At 67.0% G+C, this 17,181-nt stretch carries 11 protein-coding genes; 3 read left to right on the forward strand and 8 right to left on the reverse strand.

What is annotated here, in order from left to right:
• Window positions 1-220: 220 nt before the first annotated feature.
• Complete coding sequence (locus tag FB462_RS01015; RefSeq protein WP_141859611.1) at window positions 221-454, reverse strand: hypothetical protein; 234 nt, start codon at window positions 452-454, stop codon at window positions 221-223.
• A 1,153-nt stretch (window positions 455-1,607) separates the two neighbouring features.
• On the opposite strand from FB462_RS01015, the gene FB462_RS01020 reads away from it, so the two are divergent.
• Together FB462_RS01020 and FB462_RS01025 are read left to right on the forward strand one after the other, a co-directional pair.
• Window positions 1,608-3,524 carry an ATP-dependent nuclease gene (locus tag FB462_RS01020; protein WP_141859613.1) on the forward strand — a complete coding sequence of 639 codons (1,917 nt, stop codon included), beginning with the start codon at window positions 1,608-1,610 and terminating at the stop codon, window positions 3,522-3,524.
• Window positions 3,521-5,179: a UvrD-helicase domain-containing protein gene (locus FB462_RS01025; RefSeq protein ID WP_141859615.1), complete on the forward strand. Its 1,659-nt coding sequence runs from the start codon at window positions 3,521-3,523 to the stop codon at window positions 5,177-5,179. The genes FB462_RS01020 and FB462_RS01025 overlap by 4 nt, the downstream gene beginning before the upstream one ends.
• 692 nt (window positions 5,180-5,871) lie before the next feature.
• On the opposite strand, the gene FB462_RS01030 is transcribed toward FB462_RS01025, so the two are convergent.
• From FB462_RS01030 to FB462_RS01060, 7 genes are all read right to left on the reverse strand, one after another.
• Window positions 5,872-7,263: a hypothetical protein gene (locus FB462_RS01030; RefSeq protein WP_141859617.1), complete on the reverse strand. Its 1,392-nt coding sequence runs from the start codon at window positions 7,261-7,263 to the stop codon at window positions 5,872-5,874.
• A 342-nt stretch (window positions 7,264-7,605) separates the two neighbouring features.
• Window positions 7,606-8,970: a replicative DNA helicase gene (gene dnaB, locus FB462_RS01035; RefSeq protein WP_058741022.1), complete on the reverse strand. Its 1,365-nt coding sequence runs from the start codon at window positions 8,968-8,970 to the stop codon at window positions 7,606-7,608.
• A gap of 596 nt (window positions 8,971-9,566) precedes the next feature.
• Entirely contained in the window at window positions 9,567-10,019 is a 453-nt protein-coding gene (gene rplI / locus FB462_RS01040; RefSeq protein ID WP_141859619.1) for a 50S ribosomal protein L9, read from the reverse strand.
• A gap of 14 nt (window positions 10,020-10,033) precedes the next feature.
• Window positions 10,034-10,291 carry a 30S ribosomal protein S18 gene (rpsR, locus tag FB462_RS01045; protein WP_017887834.1) on the reverse strand — a complete coding sequence of 86 codons (258 nt, stop codon included), beginning with the start codon at window positions 10,289-10,291 and terminating at the stop codon, window positions 10,034-10,036.
• 50 nt (window positions 10,292-10,341) lie between these two features.
• Window positions 10,342-10,914: a single-stranded DNA-binding protein gene (locus FB462_RS01050; RefSeq protein ID WP_058741023.1), complete on the reverse strand. Its 573-nt coding sequence runs from the start codon at window positions 10,912-10,914 to the stop codon at window positions 10,342-10,344.
• 3 nt (window positions 10,915-10,917) lie between these two features.
• Window positions 10,918-11,289 (reverse strand): 30S ribosomal protein S6, encoded by a 372-nt coding sequence (rpsF, locus tag FB462_RS01055; protein ID WP_114851305.1) that lies wholly within the window; start codon window positions 11,287-11,289, stop codon window positions 10,918-10,920.
• 158 nt (window positions 11,290-11,447) lie between these two features.
• Window positions 11,448-12,884 carry a CCA tRNA nucleotidyltransferase gene (locus FB462_RS01060; RefSeq protein ID WP_141859621.1) on the reverse strand — a complete coding sequence of 479 codons (1,437 nt, stop codon included), beginning with the start codon at window positions 12,882-12,884 and terminating at the stop codon, window positions 11,448-11,450.
• Between the two features lie 124 nt (window positions 12,885-13,008).
• Here FB462_RS01060 and FB462_RS17590 point away from each other — a divergent pair, with 124 nt between their 5' ends.
• Window positions 13,009-17,130, forward strand: coding sequence for a DUF6049 family protein (locus FB462_RS17590; RefSeq protein WP_229666923.1), 4,122 nt, complete (start codon window positions 13,009-13,011; stop codon window positions 17,128-17,130).
• Window positions 17,131-17,181: the final 51 nt, after the last annotated feature.

A 17,181-nucleotide genomic window follows, 5' to 3' on the forward strand; every position in this document is an offset into this window, starting at 1 on the left:
AAATTGGACTCAGTCCCAAATCTATCGCTTCAGGTTTGCCATTTTCACTACTTTCGGCAGAGATTTCAGATAGTCGCAATAGCTACATTAAGAATAGCGGACGGCTCGGTGTTCCGCAGTACTCGCCACAACGTTGCGTATTGCAATGACACCTTCTTCAGCTCGCGCTCCGATCCTCCGCCAATGGCGTCCGTCTCAATCCATCGCGGGTACGGCCCGGCTAGGAACTCGTTCCCCGGCGCCGGTCACGTTCCTGCCGAATCCACTTGAACAAGGTGTTCGGAGACTCGTGGACCTCGTCCGCGACGTGCCGTACTGACACACCAGTCAGGTGCAGATCGAGGAGCAGCTTCCGGTATCGGGCGGCGACAGCGTCGCGCTCGGCAGCGGTCGCCTCGATCTCAGCAATGATGCGGCGTTGGCGTTCGTCGAGGGGCTTGCGGTACTGCGGCATGACTCGCTCCTTGGGTCGCTTCGTGATCCGCCGGGGTTGCCACGCCCTGGAAGGGCATGGCAACATCCGGACTGGCGGATGCCATCCGAAACTCCAGAGAGTGCCGCCCGAACGCGACTCGGGCCCATGTTGATCCCGCGGACGAGCTTGTGCTCGGTCCGCTAGTTGTCGATGCAGCGTAGGCCGAGACATCGGAGAGTCTCAAGATGATGGCGCCGAGGTCGTAGGTTCGCTCGACGAGGCCCAGAACACGGAGCCTCGGCGGTGCTCGCGTAGGGCCCTCACGGCGCCGGCATCTGCAGGTCCGGGCAGGCTGGGACCTGCCCCAGAAGCCGAGTCGATCTTGTTCCCCGGCCACTGAAGAAGGCTCGCTCGACGCAGCTGAATTGCCGAGGTCTCAATCGCCGCCGATTTGCTGTTCCTCGGGCTGCAGCGACGCCGTCGCGAAACCGATGACCTCTAACCGGTGACTGTTCGCCGTCAGGCCAGCCCCCCCATCTGTACCGCAAGCCGGCGGCTGTAGCTGGCGGGATGAGACCTGCACGAGATGATCGGTAGTACAGAGAGGCCATCCCCGCGCGGTATCGGCCGGGCGCGCCGCGGCAGGGCACCATCTGTACGGCCGGAGTCGTTGGGGCCACTGGTGCTAGAGCACAGTCGGATCTTGGCTGAGTCCGTTACCGACAAGGGCATCCTCGACCGTCGTAATACGACAACGGAAGACGCTGACGGAACGACGCCACGAGGCCTCCTGCGGCAGATCGCTGCATGGTGCCGGGAACTGCAGTTCCCGGTCTTGAACCCGCCCCATCGAACGCGTAGACATCGTCGTCGTCGGACCACTGCGCAACGTCGAAGCCGAGGTTTGCGGTGCGGGCGAGGCTGTCTTCTTCGCTGGCCTCCCGGCCCGCAGGCCGGCACGGGCCTGCGAGATTCGCAGATACACCGCCGCCTGCTCCGTCAACGCGCTTCCACATCCTTACTCAGGTTAGGATGGCGACGATCTCCATGGCCCTCTTCGGTGCTCTCAGCATGACATGAGAAATGCTGAATCGGCGGCCGGCGTGACGGATGCGAGATCATGGACACAGACGGGTCTGTAACGGCCGGTCTTCTCTTCTCGGCGCCGGGGGCGCGGACAGGCTGGGACACTATGAAGATCGTTACTTTGAGGCTGAGCAACTTCCAGTCATTCGGTCCGGAACCGACGGCGATCGACCTGTCCGATCTCACCTACGTGCTAGGACCAAACGGGGCGGGCAAGACCGCAGTTCTTGAGGCGTTATCCAGGCTCTTCAGCCCAGTCGCGGCGCAGCGAGCGATTCGCCTCACTGACTTCCATGCACCCTACAGTTCTGCGGCCAACACGAACAACGAACCGTCGACGTTGTGGCTTGAGGTCGATATCGCGTTGCCGGAGAGCGGCGACGATGGGCAGCACGCATCAGTGCCTCCGAACTTCGCCCACATGCGAATCGCAACCGAGAACGACATTCCGCAGGTGCGGGTGCGCCTGACCGCCACCCTTGCCCCGGATCTAGTAGTGGACGAGAGGATCGAATACGTCCTGGAGTTCGACGAGTCGGGGAACCCGGTGAAGACCGAGTCGATGTCTCGCTACGACCGGGGCCACATCGAGGTGCACTACCTTCCGGCACGCCGCGACCCGAGCGACCATATCGCTTACACGACATCATCACTGATCGGACGGACGCTACGCGCCGCCGACTGGACCGCGGAACGCATCAAGCTCAACAAGCTGAGTGACAAAATCACCAAGACCTTGACATCGAACGCGGCAGTCGCGAGCATCGGCGTCAATCTCTCCACTGAGTGGCAAGGGCTACACACAGGTTCCTTCTTCGCCGACCCGGGGATCGCGTTCGGCAGAGGCGAACTCGAGGGAGTATTGCGTCAGCTCACCGTCACGTTCAGCCCTTCCCACGACGGAGCAGCGTTGCCGTTCGAACGGCTCTCGGATGGGCAAAAGTCGCTGCTGTACATCTCTCTGGTGCTGTCCTGGCAGGTGCTCGCGCGCCGCGTTCTCGCCGGTGAGGAGCGCTCACTGGACCCGGACAAGCTGCGACCGCCAGTGCACACTGTGATCGCTCTGGAAGAGCCTGAGAACAGCCTTGCCCCGCAGTATTTGGGGCGCATCGTCCGCCAACTGCGCGGTGCGTGTGAAGAAGGCGACGTGCAGAGCGTGATCGCCACGCACGCGCCGGCACTATTGCGACGAGTCGACCCAGAGGCCATCCGCTTCCTGCGACTCAACAGCGATCGGCAAAGCACGGTGCATCGTGTCGTACTTCCCGACAGCAGTGAGGAGGCGTCGAAGTACGTGCAAGAAGCCGTCAAGGCGTACCCCGAGCTGTACTTCTCCCGTCTTGTCGTGTTGGGCGAGGGCGCTAGCGAGCAGGTCGTCATTCCGCGTGTTCTGGCCGCCGCTGGCGTCGCTGAAGATGACGCGTCCGTCTCAGTCGTCCCGCTCGGCGGGCGACATGTGAATCATTTTTGGCGTCTCCTGAACGAACTCCACATCCCGCACGTCACATTGCTGGACCTGGACAGCGGTCGATACCAGGGCGGTTGGGGCCGTGTTCGCTACGCAGCGAATCAGATGAACAAGGTAAATCCGACCTTCAAGCCGGAACGCATCGACAAGCTACCGACGTGGGACGCCGACGGGAATTTCCCCGAGTTCGCCGAAGGGAAGAACGCCGTCTTTGCTTTGGAAGGAAAAGGTGTGTTCTTTTCTGCGCCGGTCGACCTGGATCTGATGATGTTGAGAGCATTCCCGGACGAGTACGACGTGAAGCCCAGCACGCCGGACGAGAAAGCAATTGTCGCGGTACTCGGGAAAAAGCACGTTAACGACGAGAAGCTCGGCGACGACGTACTTGCCCTGTTCGATGACTACCATTCAAAGTTTGACCTGCGCAGCAAGCCGGCCACTCACTTAACCGCGCTTGCCTCTCTAGATGATGAGGTCCTCAAGGAGAAACTGCCCGGCGTGCTGAGTAGGCTTGTGGCGCATGTGCAGGCCAGGCTGACGGAGCTGCCCGAGTGATCGAGCCAGATGACTGGACACCCGTCGACGGGAAGCAGCTGGAACGCAACGCCCTAACGGCAGTAAAGATCGAGACCGGGAGCGTTGTCGTAGCAGCTGGTCCGGGCGCGGGCAAAACCGAGCTGTTAGCACAGCGAGCGGACTTCCTTTTCCGCACCGGCGCCTGCCCCTACCCGCGCCGGATTCTCGCGGTGTCGTTCAAGGTCGATGCGGCGAGGAATCTGCGTGACCGAGTGCGCCTGCGTTCAGGCGCCCGCTACGCAGCAAGGTTCGACAGTTTCACGTTCCACGCGTTCGCGAAGCGAATCATCGACAACTATCGGCCCGCCTTGACTGGCCGAGACGCTCTGAACCCCGATTATCGGGTCGACCCAAACATGCGGATCGAACGTGAGCAGATCACGTTCGCGGACATGGTGTCCCTCGCGCTCGACATCGTCGAGAAGAACCCGTATGCGCGAGGCGGGATACGTCAGACATACAGTCACGTCTTCTTCGACGAGTTCCAGGACGCCACTGATGCCCAGTACGAACTCATCAAGGCCACTTTCGGTGACTCAACTGCGCTTCTCACCGCGGTTGGGGATGTTAAACAACGCATCATGGCGTTCGCGGGCGCTCTAGACGGCATTCTGCAAACGTTCGCCGACGACTTCAATGCGGTCTCTCTGCCGCTGTACCAAAACTTTCGGTCCGCGCCTCGGCTGCGGCGCATGCAAAACCGGATGATCGCCGACATGGACCCCGGGGCGACCAGCGACCTGGAGAGCCTCGCTGGTGGCGACGGCGTCGTCGACACCTGCGGCTTTCAGTCCGATGTTGAGGAAGCCGATTTCATCGCCGACCTAGTGCAGGAACGTCTCGATGCCGGCACCCCGCGATCCGAAGTGGCGATCCTGATCCGGCAACAACCTCACCTGCTCGGCTCCACCCTCTTCAATGCGCTCACGGCACGTGGCATCCCCTTCCGCAATGAGCAGAAAGAACAGGACCTCGCTGCCGAACCCGCTGCAGCGCTACTCTTCAACTTCATCCGCGTGGTTGCCGAGGACCGTCAGCCCGCCGCCTACGGAGAGCTGATGCGCGTCGCCTCCCGCTCCCACGCCTCCGAGGAGGAGGCCCTCCGCTTCGACCGTCAACTCAAGAGACTCCTCCAGGACGCTCGTTCAGCGCTACAGGCCGCGCCGGAACTCGGCGCTGATCTAGATTTCTGGCGGGAGTGGACGGACAAGCTCATGTCCCAGGTGACCCGCCCGGTCCTGCTGGCACTGTCAGCCGGTTACTCCCAAGGTTCCCGATTCGACGACCTGGTCGCACAGGCGTTCGACGCTTTCGAGGCCGCGCTGAGTCTCAACCCAGATCCGTCCCAAGCGATTCAGCACCTCTCGGATGTAGACGCTATTCGCATACTGACGATCCACAAATGCAAGGGACTCGAGTTCGACCACGTCATCATTCTCGGCGTCGAGAACGAGACGTTCTGGGGCGAGCCCGATCGGGCCATGGCAGAGTTCTTCGTCGGCGTCTCACGCGCCAAACACCGACTCACACTCACCTGGGCAGAGCACCGAGATCGTCCGGACGGACACAGCGGACGCTGGAACACAGCCCGAACGGCTCAGGAAACCTACCTGGCCTACGCACTCGACGAGTAGCGCGACCTAGGTACGGGGTCCGCGCCAGACGCCCTTCCTCGGACCTAGGGCCGGCCTCACCTGCGGAGTGACGCTCGATGGAGATTGATGCCTCTGACATCATCACGACATTGCGGAGAACGGTCACCCAGCAACATCGACCCGCACCCCTCCTTCGCCGGCGCCGCGAGCTTGATGAGCGTGTTCACCGTTCGACGGCCGGTACAGAAGGCTAGTACTCGCTTCGCGGGCGAGCCGCACGCGGCCCGCCCGCACGCTGCGGAGAGCGCGTGGAGGACAACGCGGTTGCTGAGGTCAACCAGAGGGTGCCAGGTTGGCGGCCTTGAGCGCGCTCGGTGCCATGGATGTTCCGGGGGTGGCAACGACCGCGCGTGCGGTGACCTCCTCGTCGAAGCCGTCATCGTCCTATCGATAGAAGCGCACCACATGGGCATACTTCTCCCTGATCCCAGGCGCACTCAATTTAGTAGTCGCGCTGCTGCGACTGTCGGATCGGCTAGTCGTGCAATATGCAGAGCAAGTCCACTTGATCTCGCCCCCTGGTCCGTTCACGGGGCGAGCGCGCCATGCGGGTGTAGGTTCCGCGTGGCGCCGTCGCTGTTGCAGGGCTTTCCGTGCGTTTTGACACGATTTGCGCTGCGGGCTGTCGCCTGTCGGCTGTCGGCGGAAGACGGCGCTTTCCTACTGTCTGTTCACCGGGCACGCCTGACGAGAAGCTCGGGGTGCGTCAGCACTTCGAGGAGCGCCAGCCATGCGAGGTCGGTGATCCGTGGGTCGAGTGCGCCGGTGTGGGCGGCGAGGAGCGCCCTCGTGCGCGGAGTTGGTGTCTTGTCCATGCCGTGTTGGCTGTTGCGCAGGGCGGTCAGCCACTCGCGGGCTGCGGTTGCGAGTGGTACGGCGACGTCGATGCCGTTCTTGTCCGGCAGGAGGATCTCGCCGTCGCGGAGGCGTGACGGGATGAAGAAGCCATCCTGGACGCCGCGGAGGGCGCTGACAGCAGCCCTTGCCCGCGGCAGGAGCACGGGCTGCGCTTCCTCGGGGATGTGCTCCTCGAGATCTGCGACGACATCTTCCATCGCAGAGAGCGTCGTGGCTCGTTCCCGCGTGAGTTTCCGGTTGAGGCCAGGGAGTGAGTCGAGAGCGTGGAACAGCGCGAGCCTGCGTGCGTGGCCGTCTCGGGAAGAGCCGATCACTTGGACGGAGCGACAGAGTTGTTCGAAGGTGAGTAGCCGCTCGACGGCGGAGGGCGGGTGGTACTGCCCGTCGACGACGTAATTCGCAGGCTGGGTCAGGTGAGAGAAGACCAAGTCCAACCGCTCCACCCACCAACGAAGCGCTGCTCGGAACGCAGGCGCCTGGATGCCCCATGCTTCCGCGAGCGGCTCGACTTGGGCGGACCGTTCCGAGAGGGCGAGGGGGTCGAGGTCGAGTAGTGGGCGCGGTTCGACCGCCTTGCCGTAGGTGAAGACGAGCACGCCGCCGAGCCTCGGCGCGGTGGTGGCCCAGACGTGGGGGCTGAGGCTGGTCACGAGTGGCTCGAGGTACGCGCCGAGTCCGACGTTGATGTCCTCCATCAGCTTGAGCGAGGACGAGAACGTGTCTCCTTCGGCAGTCGGCTCCGGTGGGCGTTCACCGACATGAAGCATCGCTCGGGCAACGCCGTAGCGACGGCCGAGACGCTCGGTTGACTCGACGAGATACATGGCCGCGTCAGGAAAGACGCTCTCGCGGAGACCCGCTGTTGCACCGGCGAGCACGGCGGGGAGGTCCTTCGCCGCCTCCGTCCCGACGACGAGCGCGCGGAACCCAGCGAGGGCCTGCACCAGTTCCGTCGGATGCTCCTGCAGCAGGGTCTGCTGCATACGGACAGCGCGCTCCCAGGAGCCTGGTGCCGGTCCGATGGGGTCGTACATCGAGAGCCGATCCACAACCCGCTGGTAGCCACGCTCATCGGATGGGTCAGTGTCGAGCCCAAGACGCGACCACCGAACGAGGTTCGGCTTAGCGCCAGCGACACTCTCCAGGTTCCGGCCGACGAAGCTCTCGCCCGTTGACACGAGGTCCCAGCCGACGAACGCACCCATGTCTTGGGGTGCTCCACCGAGAAACCAACGAGCGACGTGAATCGGGACTGGTTCGGTGACAAGCCGTTGCAGGTCCGAACCGAACCCTAGGCCCTCTGCTGGCGACGTCATCCTGATGCCTCGCCTCCGCTCGCAGATCCGGGAACGCGAGCTTGTGACGCGTCGAGCCGCTCCCGTGGGACTTGGCACAAGTGCCCTGTTGGTGACATCTTGCCGCGGAAAACGCCAGCTTCCCCGCTGAACCTACAGCGGCATAGCGAGCGCCACCTAAATCTCGTCACCGACCGACATCCATGCTGAGATTCCGACACCGCCCGTGAGTGCCGGCAACGACAACAACACTCACTGCGGCATGTCCACGAACCGAGAGAACATCCCGTGGAACGCCACCGTGATCGTGTCCGTCGGCCCGTTGCGGTGCTTCGCCACGATGAGGTCCGCCTCACCCTGGCGCGGGTTGTCCTTCTCGTACGCCGACTCGCGGTGCAGCAGGATGACCATGTCGGCGTCCTGCTCGATCGACCCGGACTCACGCAGGTCCGAGATCATCGGCTTCTTGTCCGCACGCTGCTCGGGACCACGGTTCAGCTGCGACAGTGCGATCACGGGCACGCCGAGCTCCTTCGCCATGAGCTTCAGCGCACGCGAGAACTCCGAGACCTCCTGCTGGCGGCTCTCGACCTTCTTGCCCGAGGTCATCAGCTGCAGGTAGTCGATGACGACGAGCTTCAGGTTGTGCTGCTGCTTGAGCCGGCGGCACTTCGCCCGGATCTCGACGAGGGTCATGTTGGGGGAGTCGTCGATGAAGAACGGGGCGTCGTTGATCCGCCCGCGGGTCTGCGCGATGGTCGTCCAGTCGCGGGAGTCCACGGTGCCCTTGCGCATGTTCTGCAGCGGCACGCTCGACTCGGCGGAGAGCAGACGCATCGCGATCTCGGCGCGACCCATCTCGAGCGAGAAGAACGCGGCCGTCTGGTCGTGCTTGAGCGCGGCCGCACGGCACAGGTCGAGCGCGAGCGTCGACTTGCCGAGTGCGGGTCGCGCGGCGACGATGATGAGCTGCCCGGGGTGGAAGCCGTTCGTCAGGGCGTCGAGCCCGCTGAACCCCGTCGGGACGCCGGTCATCTGCCCGTCGCGGCCCTTCGCGGCCTCGATCTCGTCGATCGCCGCGCCGATGGCGTCGGTGAGCGGGACGTAGTCCTCGGTCTGCACGCCGCCGGCGACGTTGTAGACCTCGGCCTGCGCGCTGTTGACGAGGTCGGTGACCTCACCCTCGGACGCGTAGCCCATCTGCACGATCCGGGTCCCGGCGTCGACCAGGCGGCGCAGGACGGCCTTCTCGGCGACGATCGCGGCGTAGTACCCGGCGTTCGCCGCGGTCGGCACCATGCTCGTGACGCTGTGCAGGTACTCGGCGCCGCCGGCTCGGGACAGCAGACCGGTCTTCGTCAGCTCGTCGGTGACGGCGATGACGTCGGTCGGCTCGCCGTGCGAGTACAGCGACAGGATCGCGTCGAAGATGACCTCGTGCTTCGGGATGTAGAAGTCGACCCCGCGAGCGGTCTCGATGACGTCGGCGACGGCGTCCTTCGACAGCAGCATGCCGCCGATCGTCGACTGCTCGGCGAGCAGGTCGTGCGGCGGCGTCCGCTCGATCCCACGGTCGGCCATGTCCTGCGGGGACGGATCGAGGTGCGCGATCGACACACGGACTCCCTGTTGGTCTGCGACGGTTCGGGACGGTGCCCGCCCCACTGGTTTCCTACCCCGAGCGACCGACATCCCCCGGGATCGCCGAGTCGCTGGGCCAAGCTACGGGGACAGAGTTATCCCCAGCAAACAGCCCTGTGGACAACTCTGTGGAAACGGTGGCGAACACGCCGGAAGTTCGTGTGGACAACTGTGGACAGACGTGGGGATAAGTGCGCACCCGAACGCATGTTCGACGGCTTGACCTGGGATTTCCTGTTCCACACCGTGTGTGGACAAGTGGGGTTCAAGTACACGTTGAAGGTTGCTCTGCACCCCGCTTCGGGTGTGCAGAACGACTTGACAACGGGCCACCTGTGGGCAGCGTTCTCGGGCTGCTCCCAGCATCCGCAGCAGCGCCTGAACGGTAACCCGTCAGCCCAGCGCGAGCCACGGGACGGACGCACCGCGCGCCTCCAGGCCGGAACGCCGGAAGCGGGACCCCGGAACCCGGAAGCCAGCCAGCCGAACCGACGACCGACGCGACCCGGAGCAGACACGACGAAGGGCGGGCCCCCTCACGGGGACCCGCCCTTCGACGGTTGGTGCGTGCCTTACTTGGCGGCGACGACCTGCAGGGAGATCACCGCGGTGATGTCCTCGCGCAGACGCACGGTGGCCTCGTGGTCACCGACGGTCTTGATGGTCGCGGGGACCTCGACCTTGCGCTTGTCCAGCGAACCGACGCCCTGCGCCTGCACGGCGTCAGCGACGTCCGCGGGACGCACGGAGCCGAACAGACGACCGTCCTTTCCGGCCTTGACGGTCAGCTTGATGGTCGCGTTCTCGAGCTTCATCTTGAGGTCCTGGGCCTCTTCGATGGTGGCGAGCTCGCGAGCGGCACGCGCGGCACGGATCGACTCGACCTGCTTCTGGCCGCCCTTGGACCACGCGACGGCGAAGCCCTGGGGGATGAGGTAGTTGCGGGCGTAGCCGTTCTTGACGTCGACGACGTCACCGGCGGAACCGAGGCCGGAGACCTCGTGGGTGAGGATGAGCTTCGACATGTGAAGTCCTCCGATCAGCGGCCGGAGCCGGCGTAGGGGAGGAGCGCCATCTCACGGGCGTTCTTCACGGCACGGGCGATGAGGCGCTGCTCCTGGACGGAGACGCCGGTGATGCGACGGGCGCGGATCTTGCCACGCTCCGAGATGAACTTGCGCAGGGTCGCGACGTCCTTGTAGTCGATGACGCCGACCTTGATCGACTTCGCGGGAGCGGCGTTCTTGCCACCCTTGCCGCGAGGCTTCCGGCGGTCGCCGGTGCTCTTTCCAGCCATTGTGATTCCTTAGAGAAGAAGAAGTTGTGTGTCCGTCAGACCGCTGAGGATCAGAACGGGGTCTCGTCGTCGTACGAGCCACCGGGGGTGCTCCACACGTCGTTCGACTGTGCGTTGCCACCCTGCTGACCGCCCTGGGGCGACCACGGTGCGTCCGACTGACCGCCGCCGTTGTTGTTGCCGTTCCAGCCGCCGCCGTTGCCGCCCTGGCCGCCGGCGTTTCCGCCCCCGACCTGGCCACGACCGCCGCCGGAACCACCCGCAGCGCGGGTGACCTGTGCGGTCGCGTAGCGGAGCGACGGGCCGATCTCGTCGACCTCGAGCTCGATGCTCGTGCGCTGCTGGCCCTCACGGTCCTGGTAGGAGCGCTGACGGAGACGGCCCTGCGCCATGACGCGCATGCCCTTCGTCAGCGAGCCCGCCACGTGCTCGGCGAACTCGCGCCACACGCTCGCACGGAGGAACAGCGCGTCGCCGTCCTTCCACTCGTTCGCCTGACGGTCGAACGTGCGAGGGGTGGATGCGATGGTGAAGTTCGCCACCGCGAGCCCGTTCTGCGTGTAGCGCAGCTCGGGATCCGCGGTGAGGTTGCCCACCACCGTGATGACGGTTTCGCCGGCCATGACTTACTCGGCGCTCGCGGTCGCGTTGGCGGCCTTGCGGGCCGCGCGGGCCTCGTCGCGCTGCTTCTGCGCGGCGACCTGGGCGATCGCCTCTTCGGCGCGGAGGACCTTCGTGCGGAGCACGGCCTCGGAGAGGCCGAGCTGACGGTCGAGCTCCTTGGCGGCCTCGGGGGTCGAGGTGAAGTCGACGACGGCGTAGATGCCCTCGGACTTCTTCGCGATCTCGTAGGCCAGGCGACGACGGCCCCAGACGTCCACGTTGTCGACGGAGCCACCGTCGTTGCGGATGACCGCGAGGAACTTGTCCAGGCTGGGAGCGACGGTGCGCTCGTCGATCTCGGGGTCGAGGATCGCCATCAGTTCGTACTGGTGCATGCGGAACCCACCTCCTTTGGTCTCGGCGGCTCCGGGCGGTTCCCGGAGCAGGAGGGTTGATGCATGTGTCCGGACACGCAGGAGCGCACGGACAACCCCACAAGCCTAGCCCACGGCCTGGAGGCGCGCCACCGGCTGTGCAGAACTGCTCGCCCCCGTCAGGCGGTCGCGTCGCGGTCGGCCCACCAGGCGCGCAGGCGCGCCTCCGCCTCGTCCGAGCCGAGGGGCCCCTCGTCCATCCGGAGCTCGAGCAGGTACCGGTAGGCCTCGCCCACCGCACGCCCGGGTCGGATGTCGAGGATCCGCATGATGTCGTCGCCCGTCAGGTCCGGACGGATGGAGTCGAGCTCCTCTTGTTCGGCCAGCGCCGCGATGCGCTGCTCGAGGTCGTCGTACGCGAACCCGAGCCGGTCGGCCTTCCGCCGGTTCCGGGTGGTGACGTCCGAGCGGGTGAGTTCGTGCAGCCGTTCCAGGAGCGGACCGGCGTCGCGGACGTACCGCCGCACGGCCGAGTCGGTCCACGCACCCTCGGTGTAGCCGAAGAACCGCAGGTGCAGCTCGACCAGGCGCGCGACGGCAGCGATGGTGTCGTTGTCGAAGCGCAGCGCCCGGAGCCGCTTCTTCACGAGCTTCGAGCCGACCAGGTCGTGGTGGTGGAAGCTCACGGCGCCGCCGGGTTCGAGCTTCCGGGTCGCGGGCTTGCCGATGTCGTGCAGGAGCGCCGCGAGCCGGAGCACGGTGTCCGGGGCCTCACCGGCGTGCCGCTCGGCCTCGTACCCGATCGCCTGGGTCAGGACCGTCAACGAGTGCTCGTAGACGTCCTTGTGGTGGTGGTGCTCGTCGATCTCCAGGCGCATCGCCGGCAGCTCGGGCAGGAACCGCTCGGCCAGCCCGGTGTCGACGAGCAGCCGGATGCCCGGAACCGGGTCGGCGGTGTCCAGGAGCTTCACGAGCTCGTCCCGCACGCGTTCGGCGGAGACGATCTCGATCGAGTCGGCCAGGTCGGTCATCGCCTGCCGGACCTCGTCCGACACGGTGAAGCCGAGCTGCGCCGTGAACCGTGCCGCCCGCATCATCCGCAGCGGGTCGTCACGGAACGACACCTCCGCCGTCTGCGGGGTGTGCAGCCGCTCGGCGAGCAGGTCCTCGACCCCGCCGTGCACGTCGACGAGCTCGCGCTGGGGGAGTCGGAGCGCCATCGCGTTGACGGTGAAGTCGCGGCGGAGCAGGTCGTCCTCGATGGTGTCGCCGAACGCCACCTCGGGCTTGCGGGTCTCGCCGTCGTAGACGTCGCTGCGGTAGGTCGTGATCTCGACCTGTTCGCCCCGGATCCGGGCGGCGATCGTGCCGAACTGGCGTCCGACGTCCCACGTGGCGCTCGCGATCGGCTCCACGATGCGGAGCGTCTCGTCCGGGGTGGCATCGGTGGTGAAGTCGAGGTCGGTCACCGGACGCCCCAGGAACGCGTCCCGGACGGGCCCCCCGACCAGCGCGAGTTCGTGCCCGGCCTCGGCGAAGGCGTGCGCGAGGACGGCGACGGGCTCGGTGGCGGCGAGTGCGTCGAGACGTTCGACGGCCTGGGCGACGGAGTGCATGACGGTCCTCATCCTCCCAGATGCGTGCTCGCGAGTTCTGCACAACCCCGGTGCGCACGGGATCGTCATGGCTCAGCCCTCGTACACTCGTGCTCGGCCGGAACCGACCCCCTGGTCCTCCTGTATGCACATCCTCCGCTCCACGCTCGCCGCCGCCGCGACGGCCCTCGTCGCCGTCGGCCTCGTCGTCACGCCTCTCGCGACCGACGGTGCAGGGGCGGCCACCGCCCAGCCCGTCACGACCCGGACGGCCCACCCGGCCGCCGCCGACGCCGGGAAGACCACCGTCAGCGTCTCGCCCGCGAACCGCGGGATCGTCCAGCGCGACCAGGACCTGCAGCTCACGGTGACCGTCACGAACGACACCGACACCGAGGTCCCCGCGGGCACCGCCGAGCTCGACATCTTCCGGTCGGTGAGCACGCGGGACGTCCTGTCCGACTGGCTCGCCGACACCACCACGACCGGTTACCTCGGCGCCCCGATGGACTCGGTGGACGTCCCGGCCGTCCCGGCGCACCGATCCGTGACGCAGACGGTGACGATCGTCCCCGGCAACGTCGGCCTCGGCGGGTACACCTCGTTCGGCGCCCGACGCATCGCCGCGGACTACACCGCGGGCAGCACCTCGGCCGTCGCCCGCTCCGCGATCACCTGGTACCCGGACTTCGAGCAGACGCCGGTCGGTGTCTCCGTCGCGCTGCCCGTCACGGTCCCGCGGACGACCGACGGGGTCCTCACCGCGAGCGAACTGGCCGCCGCGACCGCCGTCGACGGCACGCTCACCCAGCAGCTCGACGCCGCCCAGGACCACAACGTCACCCTCGCGGTCGACCCGCGGATCATCGCGTCGATCCGGCTCCTCGGCGAGAACGCGCCGACGTCGGCCGCGACCTGGCTCCAGCGCCTCGAGTCCCTGCGCAACGAGAAGTTCGCCCTCGCCTACGCGGACGCCGACGTCAGCGGCCTGCGCCAGGCGGGCGCCGACGGGACCCCGGGTGTGGTCTCCCTCGACCAAGAGGTCGAGGATGAGAACTTCCCCGGCGCCGTCACCGCGAGCCCGACCCCCACGGCCACCGACGGTGCCACGCTCGACACCACGCCCGGTGCCACCTCGCCGAACACCCCGACCCCGACACCGACGGACACCGTGACCCCGGGCACCGAGCCGACCGGTACGGCCACCGACGGCGCCGCCGGTACGCCGACGCTCCCCACGACCCGGTCGCTCCTCGACTTCCCGTGGTCGATGTCCGGCATGTCCTGGCCGGTCGAGGGCACCGTCGCCCAGGACGATCTCGCGGCCCTCGCGGCCTCGGGCACCGAGATGACGATCGTGTCGAGCGGCAACACCTCAGCCGGCGCGGACACCACCATCGCCGCCTCCGAGCGGATCGGCGACCAGCACGTGCTCGTCGCCGACCAGGGCGCGTCCGCCCTGCTGCGCGACGCCGCGACGGCGAAGGACGAGCAGACCTGGTCGACCGACATGGCCGAGCTGACCGCCACCCTGGCGACCGCCGCCCGGTCCGGCACCGCGACGAGTCCGGTCCTCCTGACGCTCGGTCGCGAGTGGCCGACCGACTCCGACCGGCTCTCCCGCGCGCTCGACGCCCTCGAGAGCACCGCGTGGGTGTCGCCGTCCGACCTCTCCAGCGCTGCCGCGGCCTCCGCCGGGTCGCTGACCCTGGCGTCCTCGTCCGCCGGCGACGACCGCGTCGACCAGCTGCGCCGACTCGTGGACGGTGAGCGCGAGGTGTCGTCGTTCTCCACAGCACTCGACGCACCCGCGGACATCACAGCCCCCGCGCGCCTGTCGCTGCTCGCGCTGTCCTCGAACGCGTGGCGCGGTGACACCGGGGACCTCACCGTCGCGATCGACCGGCAGCTGAGCCGCTGGACGAAGCAGACCTCGGCCGTCAGCATCCCGAACTCCAGCTCGCTGACGCTCCTCGGCGACCGCTCCTCGCTCCCGATCTCGGTGCGCAACCGATCCGACTACCCGGTGACCGTGCGGCTGAGCGTCCAGCCGTCGAGCTCGGCGCTCCGCGTCGTGAAGAACGACATCGAGGTCAAGGTCCAGGCGCAGTCCTCGACCCGGACCACCGTCCCCGTGCAGTCCGTGGCGAACGGCAAGGTCTCGCTGACCATGTCGCTGCAGAGCCCCACGGGCGTGACGATCTCCGAGCCGTCCACGGTCGAGCTCAACGTCCAGGCGCAGTGGGAGACGGTCATCACGGCCGTCGCCGCCGTCGGTCTCGTCGGCATCTTCGGCTTCGGCATCTTCCGCAGCATCCGCAAGCGGATCCGTCGCCGGAACGGCGAGGTCGACGACGAGGAGGACGACCCGAACCGCCCGCTCGCGGTCCAGCCGGCAGCGCCCGGTGCGCCGGGCCGGCCTGGAGGCACGTCAGCCGCCGCGCAGGCGGCCGCGGCCCCCGCCGTGGTCGGGTCCACCACGTCGCTGCGCGACCCCCTGCCGGAGCCGGAGGCACCCACCGGGGTCGACCCGCGCCTCCAGGCCGACGCGTCGCACCGATCCGCCGCGCCCACCGAACCCGAGGAGCCGACCATCAGCACCCAGCAGCAGCCCGTCGTCGACGCGGAGCCCGGCGCCGAGCGCAGTCTCGGCCGGGCGAGCGCGATGCTCGCGGCGGGCACGATGCTGTCCCGGGTCCTCGGCTTCGCGAAGACCTTCGTGCTCGCGTTCGCGATCGGCCAGGCCAACTCGCCGGGAGCCGACGCGTTCGCCCTGGCGAACCAGCTGCCGAACAACATCTACGCGCTCATCGCGGGTGGTCTGCTGTCCGCCGTGCTCATCCCGCAGATCGTCCGCTCGATGCAGCAGAGCTCGGACGGCGGCACCGCCTACGTGAACAAGATCGTGACGCTCGGCACCACGGTCTTCGTCGTGATCACCGTGCTCGCGACCCTGCTCGCGCCGCTGCTCGTCTGGGTCTACAGCCAGCAGTCCTCGGACGAGGGCAAGGGCTTCACGGCCGCGCAGACCGACCTCGCGGTGGCCTTCGCCTTCTGGTGCCTGCCGCAGATCCTCTTCTATGCGCTGTACTCGCTCCTCGGCGAGGTCCTCAACGCCAAGCAGGTGTTCGGGCCCTTCACCTGGGCACCACTGATCAACAACGTCATCGCGATCGCCGGCCTGTTCGTCTTCATCGCGATGTTCGGCGGCCAGGACGTCAACGCCGCCACCGACGCGTGGACCCCGGCGAAGATCGCGGTGCTCGCAGGCAGCGCGTCCCTCGGAGTCTTCGCGCAGGCGGCGTTCCTGCCCTTCTTCTGGCGCCGTGCCGGCCTGACCTTCCGCCCGGACTTCCGGTGGCGCGGGGTGGGGCTCAAGTCGACGGGGACGGCCGCGGGCTGGCTCTTCGCCATGATCCTCGTGACCCAGCTCGCCGGCATCGTGCAGTCCCGCGTTGCCTCGCTCGGCACCGGCTCCGCGGGCAACGCGGTACTGCAGAACGCGTGGCTGCTCTTCATGCTCCCGCACTCGATCATCGCCGTGTCGATCGCGACGGCGTACTTCACGCGGATGAGCCACGACGCGGGTCGGGGCGACCTCGACGCGGTCCGCCGGAACCTGTCGCTGTCGCTGCGGATCGTCGGGCTCTTCACGGTGTTCGCCTCGGTCGCGCTCATCGTCGTCGCCGTGCCGTTCGGCCGCATGTTCGACAACACGTACGACGGGGCGCTCGTGATCGGCTCCGTGCTGCTCGCCTACATGCCGGGTCTCGTGCTGTTCAGCATGCTCTTCATCATCCAGCGGGTCTTTTGGGCGATGCACGACCACCGCACGCCGTTCCTCATGCAGTGCATCCAGTCCGTGCTGTTCGTCATCGGTGCCCTCGCCGTGGCCACCCTGCCCGGCGACGTCATCGGCGTCTCGATCGCGGCCTGCACGACCCTCGCCGGCACGGCCCAGACGATCGTCGCCCTGGTGCTCGTCCGGAAGCGGCTCGGCGGCATCGAAGGACCGGTCGTCACCCGTTCGCACGTGCAGTTCGTCATCGCGGCGCTCATCGCCGGCGTGGCCGGACTGCTGGTCGTGAACTTCTTCGGGGCGTTCTCCGCCGACGGCTTCGCGATGTCGGACGCCACCGGCGCCCTCGTCACGATCGTCCTCACCGGCGCCGTCATGGCGGTCGTGTACTTCGGCGCCCTGGTGGTCGCGAAGAACGGCGAGATCCAGAACGCCGTGGGCATCCTCCGATCCAAGCTCGGTCGCTGACGCCCGTCCGGTCGGCGCACCCGGCTGCCGTGGAATGCCACGCCGGTAGCA

Origin of the sequence: Curtobacterium citreum (assembly GCF_006715175.1) — a bacterium.
GTDB classification, from domain to species: domain Bacteria; phylum Actinomycetota; class Actinomycetes; order Actinomycetales; family Microbacteriaceae; genus Curtobacterium; species Curtobacterium citreum.